This window comes from Empedobacter falsenii (genome assembly GCF_013488205.1).
GTDB lineage: Bacteria > Bacteroidota > Bacteroidia > Flavobacteriales > Weeksellaceae > Empedobacter > Empedobacter falsenii_C.
Genome location: NZ_CP040908.1, coordinates 1,896,355 through 1,918,841, shown reverse-complemented (window position 1 = coordinate 1,918,841; position 22,487 = coordinate 1,896,355). Strand labels below are relative to the sequence as shown.

Genomic DNA, 22,487 nt, shown 5'->3' with positions numbered 1-22,487 from the left:
GAGAAAAGTTAAGTTAGTTATGGTTTATTATAGGTTAAGTTTCTTGTTAAATTGTCTAGATAAATCTAGTTTCATTCCCAATGTAAAAACACTTTGTTCTTTTTTACCAGCATAATTTTTACCAAAAGAGATGCGCTGTTCTGTATACAATTGTACATATTTCATCGGATAATATTCTAACCCGGTAATCAAATCACTTCGTCTGAATTTTTTATCAATACTAATATTTTCAACAGATTTTTTTGTTTCAAGAACATATAAATTATAACCTCCTAAAATTGAAAATTTATTTAGTTTATATTTCATAGCAGTTTCAAAACCTTTTGCATCAAAAACATAAGAAGGATTAATTGTATTTTCAGATTGATATGAAATAGGCGTAAAATCTCCATTTTGTTGTAAGATTCCAAGTAGACTAACATCAAATTGTTTACTCGTATATTTTGAACCAATTGAATAAAAAGTTGGATGTCCAGATAAACCTAAAATATGATTATCATCAATTAAGTTTTGAGCTATAAAAGCACGGTTAAATGCAGCTCCAATACTAATATTTTGATTTAATTCTAATTGAGCAGAAAAACCAAAACCATCAATAATTTTATCATCATTTCCACCTTTTGTTTGGATTTGAGCACCAAATTGAAAAGCTTTAATTTTATTTCTGTAAATTATTGATTGATCTGCTCGTCCTGTTCCTAGCAAACCTCCATCTGTTCCACCTGTAAAAGTTGCAGAAGCGCGTCCTCCAAATACATTAAAACGATCTGTATAAGCTGTAACATCTCGGTAAACACTCCATTGTTTACCAAATGTTATTTTACCATATTTAGACAAATCAATTCCTAAGTAACCTAAGCGATTACCAAAAACTTGTTGTTTTTGTTCTGAAACAATTGCCAAAAGATCACTATCTAGATTTCCATCAACATTAAACGACGAGTTTCCTTTGAACATATTTATTTGCAATTCAACACCAGCTACAAATGCAATATTTCCTTTTTTTAGATTAATTTCAATTCCAGCACGAGAGGCATTCTCTTGTAGCTCCATTACTTTATCATGCACAGCAAGATGACCTCTCAAACTAGTGTAAGGTCTTATCGAAATATCAATTGTATCATTCGATTGTTGAGCATTAACAATAAATCCAAATAATAGAAAGGCAGGTATAAAATGTTTGTTATTGGCAATCATATTGAATGTTGATTTAAAGCAATTTGGCAAAAAAAATATTGATTAATTTTTCGATCTAAATTCCAACAAATGTAAATGGTTTTGCATCACTAAAAAGTTGAGAAGTTTCGCCAGCATATGCTTCATTTTTACTTACGCTTAATCGTTTTGTTTTTGCATTTTTACTAAAATCAATTTTCTTTAAATCAACCCAAAATGTATTTGGAGTTTTTGTAGTTTCAAAGTAATAAACAAGATTTTTATGATCAGAAACTGATCTCCATCTTGTAGATGATATGTTAGGTTCTGCTTCTGAAGAAATTCCTAACGGAACCGATACATTTCTAATAACACTAAAAACACTTGCAATAGAAGTACGAGTATCAGCGGTTTGTGGAATCGCATTTATGTAATATGATGCTCTTACGTAACGATCAGCAGCTCTGTTAGTTCCTGGTAACATGATTGTTCCTGGAATTCCTTTCCAATATTGATTAATTGCTAATTGCTCATCAAAAACTGGAGAATTTGTCATTACTGTATAAGATGGATCGTGGTGTATTTTTAATTTACCATTTACATATTCGAAAATTGCATTGTCTCCATTTGCATCAGAAATTGAAAGATGTAAAGTTGTAAATTTTTGAGTACCTGGAATATAATCAGAAACAATTACAAATTTTTCTTTTCTCAAATCATCCACAGCTTCTTTTACTGTAGCATAATTATCTAAAACATATTGTGCCCAAGCTGCAATGGTAACACCTGGTTTTGTTCCTTTTGGATTAAATTGCGGATACTGACTTTCTACTAACCACAAAACATTTGCAACAAGTCCTTTTTCGTTCATGCCATCTGTTGTCGCAATATCCCAAGCACTTGCAATTACACTTCCGTATTTTGAAGTCCATTTTTCCGAAGCATTTCCGACATTACCAGATCGATCTAGACCTCTAGGAAAAACCCAAATATTTGCATCAATTTCATCTTTCCAATCCATAGAACGAGCTGTGATTACAGTATTTTCTGGACCTTTATAGACAACTCTTGTGCATGCATCTACTTGTGGAGATAATAAAAAAAATAGGTTGGTAGAGAATAATGTCAAAGTTAATTTACTTAAAAAAGTCTTTTTCATTATGATGTATTTAGATTGTTAAAATTATTAATTTAATTGGAGAAAATTATACTCTTTTACTAATATTGTGCAGAATATTAGAATTAATTGTATTTAATTATCCATTTATACAATGTTGTTTTTGGAATATTATAACGTTCTATAATTTCTCTCTTACTCATTTTTTCATTTTTAATCTGATCTAAAATAAAATCAATAACCTCTTTCGTGTAAATATTCTTTCTGAATTTTGGCAACGAATTATCATTTGTTTTTTTATTGGTTTTATTCGTTATAACAGGACTATACAACATGAGATGTTGAGAATATAATCTAAACAAATCATATTCTAATAACTTCGACCATCGAAGAAGTAAATCGGAATCTAAACTTGATTTGTTATACATTTCCTCAATTTGATCTTCTTGACATTTAAAGAAATTTAAGATTCTTCCAGTATCTATTTCTTTTACTTGAACAACATTCTTAATAAAACTACCAATATGTATTTCTCTAAAATTTTTCATGATCTTGTAATAATTACGTTCTATTACAAATCAACGAAAAATGTTGATTTATCCTTTAAAACAAATCCCTCATTAATCCCTCTTATTTATATTTTTTTCATTATCAATGATATAAATTCCTGATTTACTAAAATTACGTAATAGATGTTAATCGTTAATTTCTTTAATTCTAAAAAGTAAATAATTGAAATAGAATAAATAATAATTATAGTAACAAAAAAAACGCAACTAATTAAGTTGCGTTTTTAGAATTATCTTTTATAAGATTATTTTGGATTTGTAACCTCAGAAACTGGCTGACCAATATTTCCGTTTGGCTCTTCGATATGTAGCAAAGCTGCAACTGTAGGAGCGATGTCTGTCATAAATACACGGTTGTTGTTTTTACCATGTTTTATTCCCCAACCCATCAAAACAAATGGAATGTGAGCATCGTAAGAACCCCAAGTTCCGTGCGTTGTTCCACCAGAATTTTGTTTTCCTCCGTACCATTGTGGCTCTAAAATATAAGTGATAGCGCCGCTACGTTTACGATTATAACCATTGATCATGCGTTCTTTGATAATCGTAGGAATAGAAGCTTCTCCAATTTTGTCCATATCAGCAACAAAAGAAACAGCATCTACTTTTTGCATAAATTTTACGATTTCTTCTTTGATATCTTCTTCGTCTAATTTATTTTGTTCGATTGTTTGATAATTCAAATGAACCTGATAATTTGTCAATGAACGTACAATATCAGCAGCTTTGAATTTCTCTTGTAATTTAGCGTTCAATGCTTTTTTTACTTCTCCAGTTGGGAAATATCCAGCATTTCCTTTTTTATCTTGGAAATATTTTGGATTATGAGCTCCACCATGATCTGCAGTTAAGAAAACTAAATATTGTCCTTTTCCAACTTTTTGGTCTAAGTGATTAAATAATTGTTCCAAATCTTTATCTAAACGCAAATACGTATCCTCAGCTTCGATTGTATTTGGAGAAAATTGATGTCCAACATAATCAGTAGAAGAAAAACTAACTGCTAAGAAATCTGTAATTCCTTTCTCATTTTGACCTAATTTTTCGTTATCAATAATTTCAATCGCGATATCTTTTGTCAACGAATTTCCGAAAGGAGTAGAGCGAATCAAACCTAAACCATTGTCTTTTTTCAACGCTTTCAAATCATAAGGAAATTGCATTTTATCTAATCCTTTATAATTTTCGCGGTATGGATTTCCATCTTTTTCACTTTGTACATATGTATTAATCGGATAAAGTGTATTCCATTTGTCTAAATATTTTTCAGCAACTTTTTTATCATTGAATTTTTGTAACCATTTTGGTAATTCTTTCATATAAAATGTACTCGAAATCCAATTTCCAGATTCTCCATCAAACCAAAAAGCAGCATCAGCAAAATGTCCTGCAGGTAAAATTCCTCCACGATCTTTTAACGAAACTCCATATACTTTTGAACGAAAATTAGTTGCTAATTTTAATTGATCAGTAACTGTAGATGTCAACAAGTTTTTTGGAGACATTTTTCCAGCTTTTGAAGAAGTACCAACCCCATTTACAGCGTCATCTTGCGTACAATACATTTCTTGTCCTGTTGCTTGAATGATAAAATCGTTCCCAGCAATTCCATGAATAGCAGGTACAGAACCTGTATAAATAGAACTATGACCAATAGCTGTATAAGTAGGTATATAAGGAATATAGGTATTTTCGTTGCTAAAACCTTCGTTTAACATACGATTGAAACCTCCTGTAGAATATCTATCTTGGTAACGATATAAATAATCCCATCGCATTTGATCGACAACGATACCAACTACTAGTTTTGGACGGCTAACCTCTTGTTGCGCATATAGCGAAAGACCAGCAAATAATCCTAAAACACTTAAAAAAGTCTTATTAAATTTCATTTTAAAAATTTTACAATAGCAAATGTAACAATTAAATTTTGGGCTAAATTTAAATAATAATTAAAAAATTAGTAAATTAAACAAAATCATAAAAAAATAGAGTATGAGTGCAAAGCCTGTAGAAATAGTAGAAATTTTTGATGTTTCAATTGACAAAGTGTGGAATGCCTTAACAACAAAAGCTGCTTTTGATAAATGGTATTTTGATATTGAGAAGTTTGTTCCAGAAGTTGGATTTGAGTTTGAATTTTATGGCGGATCGTATTTACATCACTGTAAAATAGTAGAAGTAGAGCCGACTAAATTGTTAGCTTATACATGGAAATATCCTGTCTACGAAGGAAATTCTGTTGTTACATTTATTTTGGATGAATTAACAGATGAAATTGTTCCGCAAACAAAATTAACGTTGATTCATGAAGGAATTGAAACTTTTCCGCCTGATGATAAAAATTTCTCGCGCGAAAGTTTTGAAGCTGGTTGGACAGAAATTATCCGAATTAGTTTGAAAAATTATTTGGAAGGAAATTATGAAGAAGATTCGAAAGTCGAATAAATAAAAAAAGGAACTTCGTCAAGTTCCTTTTAATTTTTTTTTACAGCTTATTATTTTTTGAATAATACTGTGATTCCTTCTTGATTTGGTAAAATCGGACGAGGATCTTCTGCTGTTACTATTCCAGCTTTTTCTTTTCTTAAATTCGCAACCCAAAATGGAATCCAAGAAATAGCCATCGTTGCAAAAAAGATGATACCCCAGAATCCGCATAAAGCGATTGTTAAGAATAATAAGAAACCTAAAAATTGAATCATGATTTTATTTTTATGTGATACAAACTTAGTAAATAAAATTTATAGAAATACTAACATTAATCACTTTTCTTTCATCAAACGATTTCTTAAATTTGTGAGATAAGTAAACAATATATAAATAATAAAAAATACCAAAATGGAATACAGAATTGAGAAAGACACCATGGGGGAAGTAAAAGTTCCTGCAGATAAATACTGGGGTGCTCAAACAGAACGTTCTCGTAACAACTTTAAAATTGGTCCTGCGGCTTCTATGCCTCACGAAATTGTAGAAGGTTTCGCTTATCTTAAGAAAGCTGCTGCTTATGCAAATGCTGAATTAGGTGTTTTACCTGTTGAAAAACGTGATGCTATTGCTGCTGTATGTGACGAAATTTTAGCAGGAAAATTAGATGATCAATTTCCTTTAGTAATTTGGCAAACAGGTTCAGGAACTCAATCTAATATGAATGTGAATGAAGTTGTTGCTAATCGTGCGCAAGTTTTAGCTGGATTCAAAATTGGAGAAGGTGAACCAGTTCTTAAAGCGAATGACGACGTTAACAAATCTCAATCTTCTAATGATACTTTCCCAACAGGTATGCACATTGCTGCTTACAAAGCTGTTGTTGAAGTAACAATTCCAGGTGTTGAGCAATTACGTGACACATTAGCTAAGAAAGCAGAAGAGTTTAAATCTGTTGTAAAAATTGGTCGTACACACTTAATGGATGCAACTCCATTAACTTTAGGTCAAGAGATTTCTGGATATGTAGCGCAATTAAACCACGGTTTAAAAGCTTTAAGAAATACATTAGAGCATTTATCTGAAGTTGCTTTAGGTGGAACTGCTGTAGGTACAGGTCTTAACACGCCAGAAGGATACGATGTTTTAGTTGCTAAATACATTGCTGAATTTACAGGTCATCCATTTGTAACAGCAGAAAATAAGTTCGAAGCATTAGCTGCTCACGATGCAATCGTAGAAACTCACGGAGCTTTGAAACAATTAGCTGTTTCATTAAACAAAATTGCAAATGACGTTCGTATGTTAGCTTCTGGACCTCGTTCAGGTATTGGAGAAATTATCATTCCAGAAAACGAACCAGGATCTTCTATCATGCCAGGTAAAGTAAATCCAACTCAATGTGAGGCATTAACAATGGTTGCAGCTCAAGTTATGGGTAACGATGTTGCAATTACAATTGGAGGAACTCAAGGTCATTACGAATTGAATGTTTTCAAACCAGTTATGGCTGCAAACTTCTTGCAATCTGCACGTTTATTAGGAGATGCTTGTGTATCTTTTGACGAGCATTGTGCGCAAGGTATCGAGCCAAATTATGCTCGTATTAAAGAATTAGTTGATAATTCATTAATGTTAGTTACAGCGCTTAATACAAAAATTGGTTACTACAAAGCTGCAGAAATTGCTCAAACAGCTCATAAAAATAACTCTACGTTAAAAGAAACTGCAATCGCATTAGGATATGTAACTGCCGAAGAATTTGACGAATGGGTAAAACCTGAAGATATGGTTGGTTCTTTGAAATAAGAAATTTTAAATCATTATATCACAGAGAGGTTGCTTAGGTAACCTCTTTTTTTGTTAAATTTATTTAAATTTGAGAAAAAGTTCCTTTCTTAAGAGGAAAAATTGTAACTTTAGTAAAAGTTTAGAATTATGGCAACTGTTAAACTAAAAAAATACGAACAAATCATAAATGAAATCCCTGAAGTAAGAGATTTTACGAGTGTTTATTTTTACGTAAATCGTTATAATATTGATCAAAAATACATTCAATATCTTGATGAATTATCAACGCTAAAAGACGAAATAATCTCAAGTTGGTTAAATATCACAACGCGTACCTACAGAAATTACAAAACAAAAGATGTATCTCTTAAAGACAATACAAAAGAGCATATTGTTTTATTGATTTCTTTATACAAGCACGGTTTGGAGGTTTTCAATACAAAAGATGATTTTGAGAAATGGTTAACAACGCCTAATGTTTTGTTAGATAAAAAATCGCCAGCAGATTTTCTTGATACAGTTTCAGGTCTCAAATTTATCGATAATCGTTTGACTGCGATAGAATACGGAGAAAACGTCTAACAATGTTAGTTTACAATATTCGTAAAGCGAAATATTCAAAATCATTACAAGCTTCTGGAGTTGCCAACAGATGGAATAAAAATGATGAATTTGTTATTTATGCAGGAAGTTCTCGCGCGCTTTCAACCTTAGAATTGGTGGTGCATAGAAGTTCTATTAGCATTGATAACTCGTACAAATTATTAGTGATAGAAATTGATTGCGAAGAAGATGAAATTTATGAAATTAAAAAGTCTAAATTACCTAGGAATTGGCAATCTGTAGAGGCTTATCCCGAGTTACAAGAGATTGGTTCTGCTTGGTATCAGGATTTTAAATATTTGGTTATCAAAGTTCCATCGTCAATCATTCCAAAAGAATATAATTATTTAATCAATACAAAACATCCTGATTTTTCTTCAAAGGTTAAAATCAAAGAATTAGAAGATTATAATTGGGATGATCGTTTGTTATAAAACACAAAAAAATCGACTAAATATTTAGCCGATTTTTTTATGAATATTTTAAAGTTTTTTAAATCTTTTTATACTTTAACAATAAACTATTTGTTACAACACTTACACTACTCAAAGCCATTGCAGCACCAGCAATCATAGGATCTAACAAAAATCCATTAATTGGATAAAGTACTCCAGCAGCGATTGGAATTCCGATTACATTGTAAATAAATGCCCAGAATAAATTTTGATGAATTGTTTTGACCGTTTGCGTAGATAAATTAATTGCATGATCTATTTTTGTCAAATCTCCTCCAATCAACGTAACTTCTGCCACATCAATCGCAATATCAGAACCATTACCCATTGCAATCGAAACATCTGCCTGAGCCAACGCTGCACTATCATTAATTCCATCACCAACCATTGCAACAACTTTTCCTTTTTGTTGCAAATCTTTGATAATATTCATTTTATCATTTGGTAAAGCATTTGCGACCACTTGATCAATTCCGACTTGTTTTGCAATTGCATTTGCCGAAAACTCGTTGTCACCAGTTACCATCCAAACTTCAATTCCTTTTTCATGAAAAGCTTTAATAGCTTCAACAGAAGTTGCTTTTATTTCATCAGAAATTCCAATTAATCCCAAAACTTTTTCATCATTTCCAAAGAAAGAAGTGGTATAATTTTTAGTCGAAAAATCTTGAATAGCTTGTTCAACCTTTTCATCAATCTGAATATTTAATTCATTTATCCAACTTGTTTTTCCAACATAATAAACTTTATCTAAAATATTAGCTTTCAAACCTTTTCCAGATACATCTTCAATTTTTAGTTCAGGTAAAATATCTTGCTCTCCAATATGTTCTGTAATCGCTTTTGCTAAAGGATGTTGCGAATTATTTTCGATTGTATAAAGTACATTTTTAGCAGAATCATCAAACCAAATCAATTCTTGTACTTTCGGTTTTCCTTCGGTAATTGTTCCTGTTTTATCTAAAATAATTGTATCAATTTTCTTCGCTAATTCTAAACTTTCGGCATTTTTGATCAAAATTCCTTGTTCAGCACCTTTTCCCATTCCAACCATAATTGCAGTTGGGGTTGCTAAACCAAGCGCACAAGGACAAGCAATAACCAAAACGGTAATCATCGATAAAAGCGCCATTGTAAAAGCATTTTCTTGACCTACAACTAACCAAGTAATGAACGTTAGAATTGCAATAATAATTACAATCGGGACAAAAACACCTGCAATTTTGTCTACCAATTGTTGAACTGGCGCTTTACTTCCTTGTGCATTTTTAACCGATTGAATAATTTGAGCCAAAAGTGTATCATTCCCTACTTTCAAGGCTTTATATTGAATAGGAGAGTTTTGGTTTAAAGTTCCTGAAAAAACATTCGCATCAATTCCTTTTTCGACTGGAATTGGTTCTCCTGTCAATGAACTTTCATCGATAAAAGATTCTCCCGAAACAATAATTCCATCAACCGCAATTTTATCTCCAGGTTTTGCAACAATCAAATCACCAATTTGTACATCTTCAATTTTCACTTCAACCTGATTTCCATCTATTACAACTAATACAGTATTAGGTTGTAATCCGATTAATTTCTTGATCGCTTCGGAAGTATTTCCTTTCGCACGTTCTTCCATCAATTTACCAATCAAGATAAAAACGATGATTAAACCAGCAGCTTCAAAATAAGGATGCGCGTGCAAACCTTTGCTGTGCCAATATTCTGGAAATAATGTATTGAAAACACTAAAAATATAAGCAACACTAGTGCTTAGCGCGACTAAAGTGTCCATATTAGCCGATTTATTTTTCAATTGTTTCCAAGCACCTACGAAAAATTGTTGTCCAAAAATGAAAAGAATTGGCGTAGAAAATGCCCACATAATGTAATTTCCGTAAGGCATATCCATAAAAAACATTCCAACAATAAATAAAGGAACTCCAAAAATTAAAGCCCAAATTACTCTATTTTTCAGCGTTTTGTATTTTTCTTCGTGAAGTTGTTCTATTTCTTCATCTTGATTTTTAGACTCATCAATCACCAAATCATATCCAACTTCTACTAAAGCATTTTTCAAATTTTCTGGAGAAACAAGAGTAGGAATATACTCGATTTTTCCCATTCCATTTCCATAATTCACTTCTGCATTTACGACACCCAATTGACGATTAAGATTCGCTTGAGAACTACTCGCACACGAAGCACACGTCATATTGAGAACGGGATAAGATTTTTCGACAGAATCTATTTTGAAGTTATTTTGCTTTAAAGTTTCATAGATTTTAGGGGAAACTTTCCATAATTTTTTTGCCGAAACGTTAATCGTTTTAGCATCTAAATTCACAGTATATTCATCAAGATTTTCTATTTCAGAAAGTAATTTATTGATGAGTTCAACATCTTTTTCTGAATTCAAATTGATAATCGGTATAGTAAGTGTTTGTGCATTCATAACAGTAATTTTCTAGGACAAATTTCCAAAGATTATGGCGAGAAAGTATTATATAATTAGAAGTTAAAGTTACACTTTTTACCAATTGTTCAGCTTCTTCAGTTACTTTAAAATTATATTAAAACGTTTTACACCATCATTTTGTTGATAATACAAATAACCTTTGTGCGCTTCTATAATGTTTTTGGAAAGTGTTAAGCCAATTCCTGCACCATCTTTTCGAGTTGTATAAAAAGGTAAAAATATTTTGGAAATGATTTCTTCATCAATCAATTGTCCAGAATCTTGAATAATAATTTGCAATCGATTATCAGTTTGTTTCGATGAAATTTCAATAGATTTAGTTTCTACATTTTCTAATGAATAAATCGCATTTTTGATTAAGTTAATCAAAACTTGTTCAAATAAGATACGATCAATTTCAACTTCAATATTTTGTGGAATTAAATTCTGAAAAACAATATTTTTTTGATGAAATTCAGCCGAAAAAGATTGTTCAATTCCTTGGACAATTTCATATAAATTTTGAGTTGATTTAACAGGGTTTGGTAACATGGTCAATTGGCGATATTGCTCTACAAATGTCTGTAAATGCTGACTTCTATTCATAATTGTGTCTAAACTCAAACGAATATCATCATAATCATTCTTATCTAAATTGTCAGTTTCAAAATAAGTTTTTGTGGTATTTGCTAATGAATAAATCGGCGTCAAAGAATTGATAATTTCATGCGCAATGACTTTCATAATATTCATCCAAGCCTCTTTTTCAGTGGAATCAATCACACGTTGAATCGAATCGATAAAAATAATCGCATATTCATCATGCGCAATCAACGTTTTTGTGTTCTGAATCAGATAAGTTTGTCGCTCTTCATCATTAATTTGTATGTCAATTGTACTTTTAAAATCATCAAATTCTTTATTTTCTAAAGTTTCACAAAACTGTGGAATCAATTTTTTTAGATAATTCCACGAACTTGATTTTGGAACGCTAAATATTAGTTGAAAATGATGATTGATAAATATAATTTTTCGATCATTTTCTTCTTTTTTAAGAATCAAAAAACCAAACGGAACGGCATTCAATAATTGATGATAAATGATTTCTTTAGACGAATTTAAAACGTGTTCTTCTTTAATTTTATGATATAATTTTAATGCAGAATTGTCTTTTTTATATTGATTTTGATTAATATTTAAGCTAAAGTCATTGTACAATAAAGCATCTATAATTTTCTGATTTTTAGAAAGATAATTTTTAGAAAAATGAATTATTTCCGTAATCGAAACAATTGTAATAATACATACAAATGTAAATGAAAACCAATAATTTTTGATTCCAATAAAAGCCAACATAAACAAAACAAATGCTAAAAAAAGTATTCTGAATACTAACTGAAAAATAAGAGAATTGCGTTTCATTATTTATAATTCGTAATGTTATATTTTTCTAATTTTCGATATAAAGCAGCACGAGAAACACCTAAATTTTCGGCTGTTTTACTAATATTTCCTTCAAAAAAATGTAAACGTTCTACAATTTTATTTCGCTCTATTTCGTTCAAATTATTTGAATTATCTGTAATTTTTTGAGGAATAAATGTTGTGAAACCTAAATTTTCAATCGTAATTTCATTTTCTTCAGCCAAAATAACCGCACGTTCAATTCTATTTTGCAATTCTCGAATGTTTCCGTTCCAATCGTAGTTTTCTAATTGATACAAAATTTGTTCATTAATAACTGGTTTTTCGACCTCATATTTATCAGCATAAAGTTCTAAAAAATAATCAATCAAAGGTTTAATATCTTCTTTTCGTTCACTAAGATTCGGCATTGTAACCGAAATTGTATTGATTCGATAATATAAATCTTCTCTAAAATGACCTTCTTTTACTGAATTTTCAAGATTCACATTCGTAGCAACAATTATACGAACATCAACTTTTCTTGGTGAACTTTCTCCCAAACGAATAATTTCTTTATTCTGAATGACTTGCAAAAGTTTTGCTTGCAAATGATTTGGTAAATTTCCAATTTCATCTAAAAAAATCGTTCCATTATTTGCAGCTTCAAATCGACCAATTGTATCTTCTTTCGCATCGGTAAACGCACCTTTTTTATATCCAAACAACTCACTTTCAAATAAATTCTCATTCAAAGAACCTAAATCAACATGAATAAATTTTTCATTATTTCGAGTAGAATTTTCGTGAATTGATTTTGCCAAAATTGATTTACCTGTTCCATTTTCACCTAAAATTAAGATTGTTGCATCAGTTTTTGCAATTTTATTGGTGATTTTATACACTTTTTCGATACTCGGAGAATTTCCATAAAAAAACTTATTTTCTTTCGATTCTTTTATTTGCTTCGATTTTCTACGCTGTTTTATCTCTTCTTTTATAAGATCAACCAACTTATCATTATCCCAAGGTTTTAAAATATAATCAATCGCACCCAATTTTAAACCTTCAACTGCAGTTTCTACACTTCCATAGGAAGTCATCAAAATTACTTTCGTTTTTGGTTGCGCATGTTGAATCTCTTTCAGCCAAAAAATTCCTTCTTTTCCATCTTCATAACCTGTTCTAAAATTCATGTCCATTAAAACAACATCAATTTCATTTTCTACCAAGATTTGTGGAATCTTTTTAGGATCAGAACAAGTGATAATAGTTTCGAATTGACGTTTCAAAAGTAGACGACTTGCAATTAATATTTCTTCTTGATCGTCTAAAATCAGTATAGTGGCTAAAGTTTTCTTCATATTCAGTTTTGTCATGTGTCCGTTTCTGAACAAATAAGTGTTCGCTTTCGGACAGTCTATTTTTTATATAATTTTTTAAAAGAATTGATTTCAACGCTTTAAGAAATTATAAATTTTAGGCACATTTATTACGTATTGATAATTAGTAAAATAACCATAAATAAACGGCTGTTTGGTAAATTTAATAAATAATGGATACGAAAATCAATCAAAAAAATAAAAAATATAAACGCCTCGGAATAATTGCTGCAACGACCATTATTTTAGGTGGTTCGAGTTTTTATTTGATGAATCCACCGCGAACTTTAACTGTAAGTGCAAATGAATTGATGATAAAAGACGTTTCTGAAGATTATTTTGAAGATTTTGTTGTTTTTCAGGCACAAATAGAACCAATTAATTCAATCTTTATCAATGTGATAGAAGGTGGTTCTGTTCAAGAAATATTTGTAGAAAATGGAGAAATGGTCACAAAAGGTTTGCCAATTGCACGATTATACAATCCGAATACGGAACTTAATTTTTTGACACAAGAAACGGCAATTATCGAGCAAATGAATCAATTAAATGTTGCAAAATTATCTATTCGGAATCAAGAATTGGATCTATCAAAGGATTTTGTAGGAATTGAACACGATTTTAATCAATCAAAATTAGATTATGAATTGAACCAAAAACTGTATGATAGGGAAGTGTTAGCGAAAAATGAATGGGAAAATACAAAGGAAAAAATGCGCTACCAGCAAGAACGAAAAGCAATTATTCAGAAAAGTTTGGTTAAGGAACGTGAATCAAATTCGATTCAATTAAAACAAATTAATGAAGCTTTATCTATCATGCAAAAAAGTTTGGTAACACTTCGAAAAAACAAACAAAATTTTTTGGTTCTAGCGCCTGAAACTGGTCGTTTAAGCTCTTTTGAAGCGACATTAGGACAATCAATAGAAGCAGGAAAAAGTATTGGAAAAGTGGATATTCTAAGCGGATATAAATTAGTTGCAATGGTAGATGAATATTATTTGGATCGAATACAGGAAAATCAATATGGACAAATCGAAATTAAAGGAAAAATCATAAAAGTAAAAGTGACTAAGATTTCTCCAGAAATAAAAAGTGGAAAATTTAAAACAGAATTAGAATTTATTGATAAAATTCCTGAAAATTTACAAGAAGGTTTATCCGTAGGAGTAAAGTTGATTTTATCCGAAAAAGAAAAGAAATTAGTTATTCCGAAAGGATCCTTTTATACAACGACACAAGGGAAGTGGATTTTTGTTATCAATAACGATAAAGCAATACGTAGAAAAATTGAATTAGGTAGAGAAAATCCGAGTGTTTACGAAGTGATTTCAGGATTAAAAACAAATGAAAAAGTAATTATTTCGAATTACGAAGATTATAAAGAAGTACAAGAATTAACAATAAAAAAATAACATCATGATTAAAATAGAAAACTTATCAAAAATATTTATTACAGAAGATGTTCAAACAAAAGCTTTGAATGGGATTAATTTAACAATCAATTCTGGAGAATTTATTTCCATCATGGGACCTTCGGGTTGTGGAAAATCTACATTATTGAATATTATTGGATTATTGGATTCTTTCAATGGAGGAAGTTATGCGTTGAATAATCTTGAAATGTCTAATGCAAACGAATCGAAACGTTCTCAAGTTAGAAAAGAAAATATAGGATTTATTTTCCAAAATTTCAACTTAATTGATGAATTATCAGTTTATGATAACATCGAATTGCCTTTGATTTATTCTAAAGTTTCGAGCTCAGAACGAAAAAAACGAGTACAAGAAATTGCAGAAAAATTAAATATTGTTCATCGTTTACAACATTATCCACAGCAACTTTCTGGTGGTCAACAACAACGTGTTGCAGTTGCAAGAGCCTTGGTGATTAATCCTAAAATAATTTTGGCTGATGAACCAACAGGAAATTTGGATAGTATCAATGGAAATGAAGTGATGGAGCTTTTGACCGATTTACATGCGCAAGGTTCTACAATTTTGATGGTAACGCATTCAGCTCATGACGCGGCTTATTCTGATAAAATTATTACCATGAAAGATGGTGAAATTCTTTCTGAAAAAATGAATCAGAAAAATGTAAATGTTTTTGAGAAAACTAAAATTTAAATTGACAAACCATGAAAAATTATATTCTTCTATTGTTCAATTTGACAACAATCTTATTGAATGCTCAAGTTACAGAATCAAGAAATATTGAAAATTTTAACGAAATTATAGGTAAATCAGGCGTAAATATCAATTATTATAACTCAGATTCTCCAAAAGTAATTGTCGAGACAGATAAAAAAGAAAATTTAAATTACATTATTACAAGTACAAAAAATAATGTTTTAGAAGTTTATATAGATACTAAAAACCAACCAAATGTTACAATTTCAAAGATTGATATAAGTGTTTATGGTATAGCTTTAGAAAAGATTTCGATGACTTCTGGCTCAAAAATTTCGTTTGAAGATAATTTTAAATCAAATGTATTGAGAATTAAAGAAACTTCAGGAGCACAAATCGTTTTTAAATCTCTAAAAACCGATCATTTAGAGATTGATTTGTCGTCTGGTGCTCAATTGAATGGAAATATCACCTCTAAAACTATAACTTCTAAAATGAGTTCTGGATCTATTTGGGAATCAAAAATCAATTCAGAAAATACAACGATTAATATCTCAAATGGAGCAATAGTTTCTTTAAAAGGAGAAACTAAACAATTAGATATAAAGGCGACAAGTGGATCCATTTCAGACTTGAAAAAACTGAATGCAACAAGAGCAAATTTGATAGCAAATAATGCTTCTTCAATTACAAGTTGGGTTTCAGAAAAACTTTTAGTAGATGCAAATACGGCTAGTAAAATTACGATAAAAGGTTTACCAACTGATATAACAATTCAGCGTGATAAGCTTTCTAAAGTTTTGAATGAAAATGGTGATTCTTATTAATTCGAAAAAAATAATATAATCGATGCTAAAAAATTGGTTTAAAATATATTTAAGAAATACGATCAAGAACAAAGGGTTTACATTTCTTACAATTCTTGGTTTAGCTATCGGAATTGCTGGTGTTATTTTTTCGACTTTATATTGGAAAGATGAAACGAGTTACGATAAATGGAATCCAAATATTGATCGCGTATTTGAAACATTAACTGTATTTCAAAAAGGTGGTGAAACTTGGCCTACAAGTGTTGAACCTTTGCCTCGTTACTTAAAAGAAAAATCAGATAAGATAGAAAGTTATTGCTGGTTTGAAGGTTGGTATGGACAAGAAACTTTTTACGTAGATAATAAAAAAGTTTATGTTACTGGAATTACTAGTACAGATCAGAATTTTTTTGATTTTATTCCATTCAAGTTTGTAAAAGGAAGTGTAGATGATTTTCGAAAAAATAGATATGGTGTTGCATTAGAAGAAAAAGAAGCAGCTAAAATTTTTGGTACTGAAAATCCTGTTGGAAAAACTTTGACAACTTTTGATGGTAGAAAAATGCCTATTTATGGAGTTTTTAAAACAAACAAGTATACTAGTTTTCAACCTAAAATGGTTATTTCAAATATCTATACGCGTTTAGAAGACACAAAAGATCAATGGGGTAATTATGGTTCTGGATTATTTATCAAATTAAAAAATACTGCTGATAAAGAAGAAGTTGAAAAATTAGGAACACAACTTTTTTATGAAAATAATACTTTAAAAAATGCAAAAAACGAAGGGATACCTGTAAAAGAATTTGTAAAGATTTATGAACCAGTAACAGTAAAGTTTCAATCATTAAACGACTCAAGATTAAATGCAAAATTTTCTCGATTACCAGAAGGAATGGGAAACAAACTATTCTTACAAATCAATTTAGGGTTATCTTATTTAATCTTAATCTTATCGATTATCAATTATATAAATCTTTCGACTGCACAAGCAATTAGAAGAGCGAAAGAAGTTGGAATAAGAAAAGTTGTTGGTGCTACAAAAAGAAATATTGTTTTACAATTTATCATAGAAACTACAATAACTACAGTTTTGTCATTTATTGTTGCATTAGCTTTTGTTGAAGTTTTTTTGCCTACATATAATCAATTAATTGATAAAAATTTAGAATTGTATATTACTTCGTTTATTCCATATTTGATTGTAATTTTTGTAATCGTAGTTGTTATTGCTGGAATTTTTCCTGCTATTTATGTTTCAAATTTTAAAGAACTGAACGTTTTAAAAGGTAATTTTTCAAGAAGTAAAAATGGAATTTGGTTACGAAATGGAATGTTGATTTTACAATTTTCAATTGCTACATTCTTTATTGTAGCAGGAACTCTTGTTATTCAACAAATGAATTACATTTCAAAAAAAGATTTAGGTTTCTCAGGTAATCAAGTAATCAGTATTCCATTTAAAAGACAAGATTTAGCTGATAAAAAGTTTGATTTTTATAACAGTTTCAAACAAGATTTACTAAAAATTAAAGGTGTACAAGCTGTAAATGCTACTGCATTCAAGTTTGGTTCTCTTGGAGCTATGTCTAATACAAGTTTTCGAGTAAAAGAAAAACAATTGGTGACAGATAATATGGGAATTGATTTTGGTTTTTTGGATATGATGAAAATTCAATTGAAAGAAGGAAGAGATTTAAATCCAATGATTTCGTCCGATACAATTTCGAATGTATTAATAAATGAAACCGCGAAAAAATATTTTGGAGAAACGTTGAAACTGAATGATGAATTTGAATGGAATGGACAAAAATTGAAGCTTATTGGTGTAACAAAAGATTTCAATTTAGGAGAACCGCAAAATAAAATACGACCAATGATGTTTTTCCATTTTAAAGTTGTTGATTGGTTATCGTACAATTTACAAGATGTTTTGGTTAAGGTAGATACTGATAATACAAAACAGACCATAGATAATATCGAGAAGTTTTGGAAAGCTAAAGTTGATCAAGATTATCCTTTCGAATATGAATTTGTAGACAAACAGTTTGCGCGTTCGTATGAAAATTACACAAAACAAGAAAAGATGTTCAAGATCTTAAATGTTATTGTGATAACAATCGCATTATTTGGATTGTTTGCGCTTTCGTCATACACAATCGAACGTAAATACAAAGAAATAGCCATTCGTAAAGTTTTAGGCGCAGAAACGTCTTCTTTACTACGAATTTTATCCAAACAATATATCTATTTCGCATTCATAGGTTTTGCTCTTGCGATTTTACCAAGTTATTTTCTGATGCAAAAATGGTTAGAAAACTTTGCTTATCGCATTGATATTTCAATCTGGATTTATGTATTTGCTTTCATTTTATTATTGAGTTTAACCTTAATTGTTGTTTTAATAAAAGCTTATTCTGCTACTCGAATCAATAGTTTAAATTATCTGAAATACGAATAAATATGCTTAATAATTGGCTTAAAATATATTTTAGAAATACAATCAAGAACAAAGGATTTACATTTCTTACGATTCTTGGCTTGGCAATCGGAATTGCTGGTGTCATTTTTTCGACCTTGTATTGGAAAGATGAAACGAGTTACGATCAATGGAATCCTGAAAAAGATAGAATTTTTGAATTAATCACATTTTTAAAACCTGACTTACAAATAGCTTCTACAACTGGTCCAATGGCGGAGTTGGTAAAAGAAAAATCGGATAAAATTGAAGAAACTTTGTTCTATCAACCTGGTTATTCATCAGAACTTTATATCATTAATCAGAAGAAAGAATTATTAAATAAAATTGCAATCACAGGGAATAATTTCTTCGATTTTTTTCCATTTGATTTTGTCCAAGGAAATAAAGAACAATTCAAGAATAATAGAAATGCAGTTGCGATTGAAGAGCAAGAAGCAAAACGAATTTTTGGAAATGAAAATCCTATCAATAAACAAATCAAAAATCTTAATGGAGAAATTTTAACCATTTATGGTGTTTATCAATTGAAAAATAATTCAGGGTTTTTACCTAAATATGTAATTTCTTCACCAAATCTCAATATTGATGATTGGAATAATTTTACCTATGCTTTATTGATTAAATTAAAAAATCCTAATGATAAAGAAGTTGTAGAAAAATCTATTAATAAGATTTATTATGAAAATATTGTACAGAGATATGCTAAATTAAGAGGAATTTCTGTCGATGAATACATTAAAACATCGGGGTTAACGAAAGGATATTTACAACCAATAACAGATAGTCGTTTGAAAGCAGAAGTGACAGGATTTCCAGAAGACAAAGGAAATCTTAATTTCCTGAAAATTAATCTGGGTTTGTCAATTCTAATTTTATTGCTTTCAATTATCAATTACATCAATCTTTCGACAGCACAAACTATTCGTCGCGCGAAAGAGGTTGGAATCCGAAAAGTTTTAGGAGCTTCAAAGCAAAATGTCATTTGGCAATTTTTGTTCGAAACTGCGATTACAACGTTTTTTTCTGTTCTTTTAGCACTTACATTGGTAGAAATAGGATTGTCAAGTTATAATATATTGATTAATAAAAATTTATCAATTAATCTCATTGAATTTGTTCCTTATCTAGTTTTAATTTTTTTAATCGTTATTCTTTTTGCCGGTATTTTTCCTGCGATTTATGTTTCAAATTTTAAAGAATTGAATGTTTTGAAAGGGAATTTCTCAAGAAGCAAAAATGGAATTTGGATTAGAAATTTGATGTTAATTATTCAGTTTACAATTGCTACTTTCTTTATTGTTGCTGGAAGTTTAGTGACAGAACAAGTAAATTATATGAGTAAAAAAGATCTTGGTTTTTCTGGTGATCAAATTATAAATCTTACGTTGAGAAGATATGATTTAGGAGAAAAACGTTTAGATTTTTATAAAGTAATCAAACAAGATTTATTGAAGATAAAAGGAGTGAAAAATGTAAATGCTACAGCATTTAAGTTTGGAAATAATGCAATGAATTCTTCTACAATGAGATTTCAGGATAAAAGTATTCAAATTCAAAATGTTCCAGTTGATTACAATTTCTTATCAATGATGAAAGTTAAGCTGAAAAACGGAAGAGATTTCAATTCAAAAATCACTTCAGATATGGTTAATAACATCATTTTGAACGAAACAGCGATGAATGAATTAGGAAATTTATCAATTGGAGATCAAGTTGATTGGAACGAATATAAGTTTAATATTATTGGAGTTGTAAAAGATTTCAATATTGGTAGTCCAGAAAATAAAATTCCTCCAATGATGCTTATCAACGTAAATACAGTCGATTGGTTGCAAAATAATCTTAGTCAAATTTATATCAAAGTTGATGCAGAAAATACAAGCGAAACAATTGCTGCAATCGAGAAGTTTTGGAAAGCCAAAGTTGATCAAGATTATCCGTTCGAATATGAATTTATCGACAAACAGTTTGCACGTTCGTATGAAAATTACACAAAACAAGAAAAAATGTTCAAGATATTGAATGTTATTGTGATAACAATCGCATTATTTGGATTGTTTGCACTTTCTTCATACACAATCGAACGTAAATACAAAGAAATCGCCATTCGAAAAGTTTTAGGCGCAGAAACATCTTCTTTACTACGAATTTTATCAAAACAATACATCTATTTCGCATTTATAGGTTTTGCACTTGCAATTTTACCAAGTTATTTTTTGATGCAAAAATGGTTAGAAAACTTTGCTTATCGCATTGATATCTCAATCTGGATTTATGTGTTTGCTTTTGTTTTATTATTGAGTTTAACCTTAATTGTTGTTTTAATAAAAGCTTATTCTGCTACTCGAATCAATAGTTTAAATTACCTGAAATACGAATAATTCTCTGTTTATGAATGCTAAATATTTTTTATTAATGGTTGTGCTTTTCTCATTTTTGGGAAAAGCGCAAAACCTAACGTTAGAAGATTGTTTGAATTTAGGGAGAGAAAATCAACCTGATTTTAAAATTCAGTCGATAAAAATTGATCAAAAAGTGAAAACAAAACGTTCTTTTGCTTCGCAATTTTTACCAACTATTGATGCTTCAGTTTCTCATGCATATAATTTTGGTTCATCAATTGACCCTTCAACTAACACAAGAGAACCTTCTAATATTCAATCAGATAATTTATCAATTAATGCTCAAATTAATTTGTTTGATTTTTCTAAATTAAATCAAACAACAATTCAAAACTATGATATCGAATTAGAAAAACTTGAATTGAAAACAATTCAAAATCAATATGATTTGTTGGTTTTAGAAAAATATATGGCGGTTTTGGCTTTGCAAGAATGGCAAAATGTTTTGAAATCTCAAATGGAAAATTCTCAGATACAATTTGTTCGAATTTCGAAAGAAGTAAAAGAAGGGAAGCGTCCGAAAAGTGATTTTTATGATATTCAAGTTATCGTTCTTCAAGAACAAAATGATTTAGAAAAATCTAAACATGATGAAATTATAAGTAAAACTGAATTGATTCAATTACTGAATATTACAAGTGTTTCACCAGAAAATATGGTGTTACAACAACCTTTATTAGATGAAATAAATCTGAATGAATTCAATTTTTCAACTTATCCATCTATTGAAAAATTTGAGTTGAATACAAAGAAAATCAATGAAGAATATAAGCAGTTATTTGGGAAATATGTACCAAGTTTATTTTTAAATTATTCATACGGAACTTTTTATGCGCAGAAAATTAAGAGTTTAGCAGATACAAATTTTCAATTTGGAAATCAATTAAAAGACAACAAAAGCCAATATATTGGATTGAATCTTTCTATTCCGATTTATTCGAGAGGAAATACAGCGCAACAACGTGAATTGAAAAAAATTGAATTGCAATTGAATGAAGCGCAAAAAAATAAAGAAGAAAAACGTTTAAATGATTTGGTCAATCTTGAATTAAAAAAACTGAATTTATTGGAAGATTTGACGAAATCTTTAATTGAAATTGTAAAAGCTTCTGAACAATCTTTTCAAACTACAGAAACAAAATATAAGTTTGATAAAGTTGATGCTTCGGTTTACAAATCGTCTAAAAATCAAGTATTGCAATCAAAATACAATGAACTCAATAATAATTTGAGTCAAGTATTTATTCAAAATCAATTAAAAATTTTAGTTGATAATTAAACTATCCAGAACAAAAAACGACTCAATAAATTG

General features: G+C 29.7%; 18 protein-coding genes. 10 read left to right on the top strand and 8 right to left on the bottom strand.

The features are described 5' to 3' along the window. Positions 1-27: 27 nt before the first annotated feature. The 4 genes from FH779_RS08905 to pafA form a co-directional block, all read right to left on the bottom strand. Positions 28-1,197: a porin gene (locus FH779_RS08905; RefSeq protein ID WP_221627905.1), complete on the bottom strand. Its 1,170-nt coding sequence runs from the start codon at positions 1,195-1,197 to the stop codon at positions 28-30. A gap of 55 nt (positions 1,198-1,252) precedes the next feature. Continuing rightward, positions 1,253-2,314, bottom strand: coding sequence for a linear amide C-N hydrolase (locus FH779_RS08900; RefSeq protein ID WP_180904391.1), 1,062 nt, complete (start codon positions 2,312-2,314; stop codon positions 1,253-1,255). A gap of 83 nt (positions 2,315-2,397) precedes the next feature. Next, positions 2,398-2,820, bottom strand: a complete 423-nt coding sequence (locus tag FH779_RS08895; RefSeq protein WP_180904390.1) for a transposase — start codon at positions 2,818-2,820, stop codon at positions 2,398-2,400. 266 nt (positions 2,821-3,086) lie between these two features. Further along, complete coding sequence (gene pafA / locus FH779_RS08890; RefSeq protein ID WP_180904389.1) at positions 3,087-4,733, bottom strand: alkaline phosphatase PafA; 1,647 nt, start codon at positions 4,731-4,733, stop codon at positions 3,087-3,089. A gap of 103 nt (positions 4,734-4,836) precedes the next feature. On the opposite strand from pafA, the gene FH779_RS08885 reads away from it, so the two are divergent. Next, complete coding sequence (locus FH779_RS08885) at positions 4,837-5,289, top strand: SRPBCC family protein (protein WP_180904388.1); 453 nt, start codon at positions 4,837-4,839, stop codon at positions 5,287-5,289. A gap of 50 nt (positions 5,290-5,339) precedes the next feature. Here FH779_RS08885 and FH779_RS08880 read toward each other — a convergent pair whose 3' ends face one another. Next, on the bottom strand, positions 5,340-5,546 hold the full coding sequence (locus FH779_RS08880) for a hypothetical protein (RefSeq protein ID WP_038334195.1): 207 nt from the start codon (positions 5,544-5,546) through the stop codon (positions 5,340-5,342). Positions 5,547-5,682: 136 nt separating this feature from the next. Here FH779_RS08880 and fumC point away from each other — a divergent pair, with 136 nt between their 5' ends. The 3 genes from fumC (at position 5,683) to FH779_RS08865 (ending at position 8,099) form a co-directional block, all read left to right on the top strand. Further along, positions 5,683-7,080, top strand: coding sequence for a class II fumarate hydratase (gene fumC / locus FH779_RS08875; RefSeq protein WP_180904387.1), 1,398 nt, complete (start codon positions 5,683-5,685; stop codon positions 7,078-7,080). Between the two features lie 129 nt (positions 7,081-7,209). Beyond that, positions 7,210-7,644 carry an antitoxin Xre/MbcA/ParS toxin-binding domain-containing protein gene (locus tag FH779_RS08870; protein ID WP_038334185.1) on the top strand — a complete coding sequence of 145 codons (435 nt, stop codon included), beginning with the start codon at positions 7,210-7,212 and terminating at the stop codon, positions 7,642-7,644. 2 nt (positions 7,645-7,646) lie between these two features. Beyond that, positions 7,647-8,099 (top strand): RES family NAD+ phosphorylase, encoded by a 453-nt coding sequence (locus tag FH779_RS08865; protein ID WP_180904386.1) that lies wholly within the window; start codon positions 7,647-7,649, stop codon positions 8,097-8,099. 58 nt (positions 8,100-8,157) lie between these two features. On the opposite strand, the gene FH779_RS08860 is transcribed toward FH779_RS08865, so the two are convergent. The 3 genes from FH779_RS08860 to FH779_RS08850 all read right to left on the bottom strand — a co-directional run bounded on the left by FH779_RS08860 (position 8,158) and on the right by FH779_RS08850 (position 13,331). Then, positions 8,158-10,560, bottom strand: coding sequence for a heavy metal translocating P-type ATPase (locus tag FH779_RS08860; protein WP_180904385.1), 2,403 nt, complete (start codon positions 10,558-10,560; stop codon positions 8,158-8,160). Positions 10,561-10,662: 102 nt separating this feature from the next. Continuing rightward, positions 10,663-11,985, bottom strand: a complete 1,323-nt coding sequence (locus FH779_RS08855; protein WP_180904384.1) for a sensor histidine kinase — start codon at positions 11,983-11,985, stop codon at positions 10,663-10,665. Beyond that, a complete protein-coding gene (locus FH779_RS08850; protein ID WP_180906826.1) occupies positions 11,985-13,331 on the bottom strand; it encodes a sigma-54-dependent transcriptional regulator in 1,347 nt (448 codons plus the stop codon). The genes FH779_RS08855 and FH779_RS08850 overlap by 1 nt, the downstream gene beginning before the upstream one ends. 191 nt (positions 13,332-13,522) lie before the next feature. Here FH779_RS08850 and FH779_RS08845 point away from each other — a divergent pair, with 191 nt between their 5' ends. Genes FH779_RS08845 through FH779_RS08820 form a run of 6 tightly spaced genes read left to right on the top strand, consistent with a single transcriptional unit; the run spans position 13,523 to position 22,454 of the window. Beyond that, positions 13,523-14,764, top strand: coding sequence for an efflux RND transporter periplasmic adaptor subunit (locus FH779_RS08845; RefSeq protein WP_180904383.1), 1,242 nt, complete (start codon positions 13,523-13,525; stop codon positions 14,762-14,764). Between the two features lie 4 nt (positions 14,765-14,768). Next, positions 14,769-15,479, top strand: coding sequence for an ABC transporter ATP-binding protein (locus FH779_RS08840; protein ID WP_180904382.1), 711 nt, complete (start codon positions 14,769-14,771; stop codon positions 15,477-15,479). Between the two features lie 11 nt (positions 15,480-15,490). Next, positions 15,491-16,309, top strand: coding sequence for a GIN domain-containing protein (locus tag FH779_RS08835; protein ID WP_180904381.1), 819 nt, complete (start codon positions 15,491-15,493; stop codon positions 16,307-16,309). Positions 16,310-16,331: 22 nt separating this feature from the next. Continuing rightward, the gene (locus tag FH779_RS08830; RefSeq protein WP_180904380.1) at positions 16,332-18,752 is read left to right on the top strand and encodes an ABC transporter permease; all 2,421 of its coding nucleotides are present in this window, start codon (positions 16,332-16,334) and stop codon (positions 18,750-18,752) included. Between the two features lie 2 nt (positions 18,753-18,754). Next, the gene (locus FH779_RS08825) at positions 18,755-21,154 is read left to right on the top strand and encodes an ABC transporter permease (RefSeq protein WP_180904379.1); all 2,400 of its coding nucleotides are present in this window, start codon (positions 18,755-18,757) and stop codon (positions 21,152-21,154) included. A gap of 10 nt (positions 21,155-21,164) precedes the next feature. Continuing rightward, complete coding sequence (locus tag FH779_RS08820; RefSeq protein ID WP_180904378.1) at positions 21,165-22,454, top strand: TolC family protein; 1,290 nt, start codon at positions 21,165-21,167, stop codon at positions 22,452-22,454. Positions 22,455-22,487: the final 33 nt, after the last annotated feature.

Coding starts and splice junctions, on each gene's coding strand:
- FH779_RS08880 (WP_038334195.1), bottom strand. CDS start 5,546: ATGATTCAATTTTTAGGTTTCTTATTATTCTTAACAATCGCTTTATGC.
- FH779_RS08905 (WP_221627905.1), bottom strand. CDS start 1,197: ATGATTGCCAATAACAAACATTTTATACCTGCCTTTCTATTATTTGGA.
- fumC (WP_180904387.1), top strand. CDS start 5,683: ATGGAATACAGAATTGAGAAAGACACCATGGGGGAAGTAAAAGTTCCT.
- FH779_RS08850 (WP_180906826.1), bottom strand. CDS start 13,331: ATGAAGAAAACTTTAGCCACTATACTGATTTTAGACGATCAAGAAGAA.
- pafA (WP_180904389.1), bottom strand. CDS start 4,733: ATGAAATTTAATAAGACTTTTTTAAGTGTTTTAGGATTATTTGCTGGT.
- FH779_RS08895 (WP_180904390.1), bottom strand. CDS start 2,820: ATGAAAAATTTTAGAGAAATACATATTGGTAGTTTTATTAAGAATGTT.
- FH779_RS08870 (WP_038334185.1), top strand. CDS start 7,210: ATGGCAACTGTTAAACTAAAAAAATACGAACAAATCATAAATGAAATC.
- FH779_RS08840 (WP_180904382.1), top strand. CDS start 14,769: ATGATTAAAATAGAAAACTTATCAAAAATATTTATTACAGAAGATGTT.
- FH779_RS08900 (WP_180904391.1), bottom strand. CDS start 2,314: ATGAAAAAGACTTTTTTAAGTAAATTAACTTTGACATTATTCTCTACC.
- FH779_RS08885 (WP_180904388.1), top strand. CDS start 4,837: ATGAGTGCAAAGCCTGTAGAAATAGTAGAAATTTTTGATGTTTCAATT.
- FH779_RS08830 (WP_180904380.1), top strand. CDS start 16,332: ATGCTAAAAAATTGGTTTAAAATATATTTAAGAAATACGATCAAGAAC.
- FH779_RS08835 (WP_180904381.1), top strand. CDS start 15,491: ATGAAAAATTATATTCTTCTATTGTTCAATTTGACAACAATCTTATTG.
- FH779_RS08820 (WP_180904378.1), top strand. CDS start 21,165: ATGAATGCTAAATATTTTTTATTAATGGTTGTGCTTTTCTCATTTTTG.
- FH779_RS08865 (WP_180904386.1), top strand. CDS start 7,647: ATGTTAGTTTACAATATTCGTAAAGCGAAATATTCAAAATCATTACAA.
- FH779_RS08855 (WP_180904384.1), bottom strand. CDS start 11,985: ATGAAACGCAATTCTCTTATTTTTCAGTTAGTATTCAGAATACTTTTT.
- FH779_RS08845 (WP_180904383.1), top strand. CDS start 13,523: ATGGATACGAAAATCAATCAAAAAAATAAAAAATATAAACGCCTCGGA.
- FH779_RS08860 (WP_180904385.1), bottom strand. CDS start 10,560: ATGAATGCACAAACACTTACTATACCGATTATCAATTTGAATTCAGAA.
- FH779_RS08825 (WP_180904379.1), top strand. CDS start 18,755: ATGCTTAATAATTGGCTTAAAATATATTTTAGAAATACAATCAAGAAC.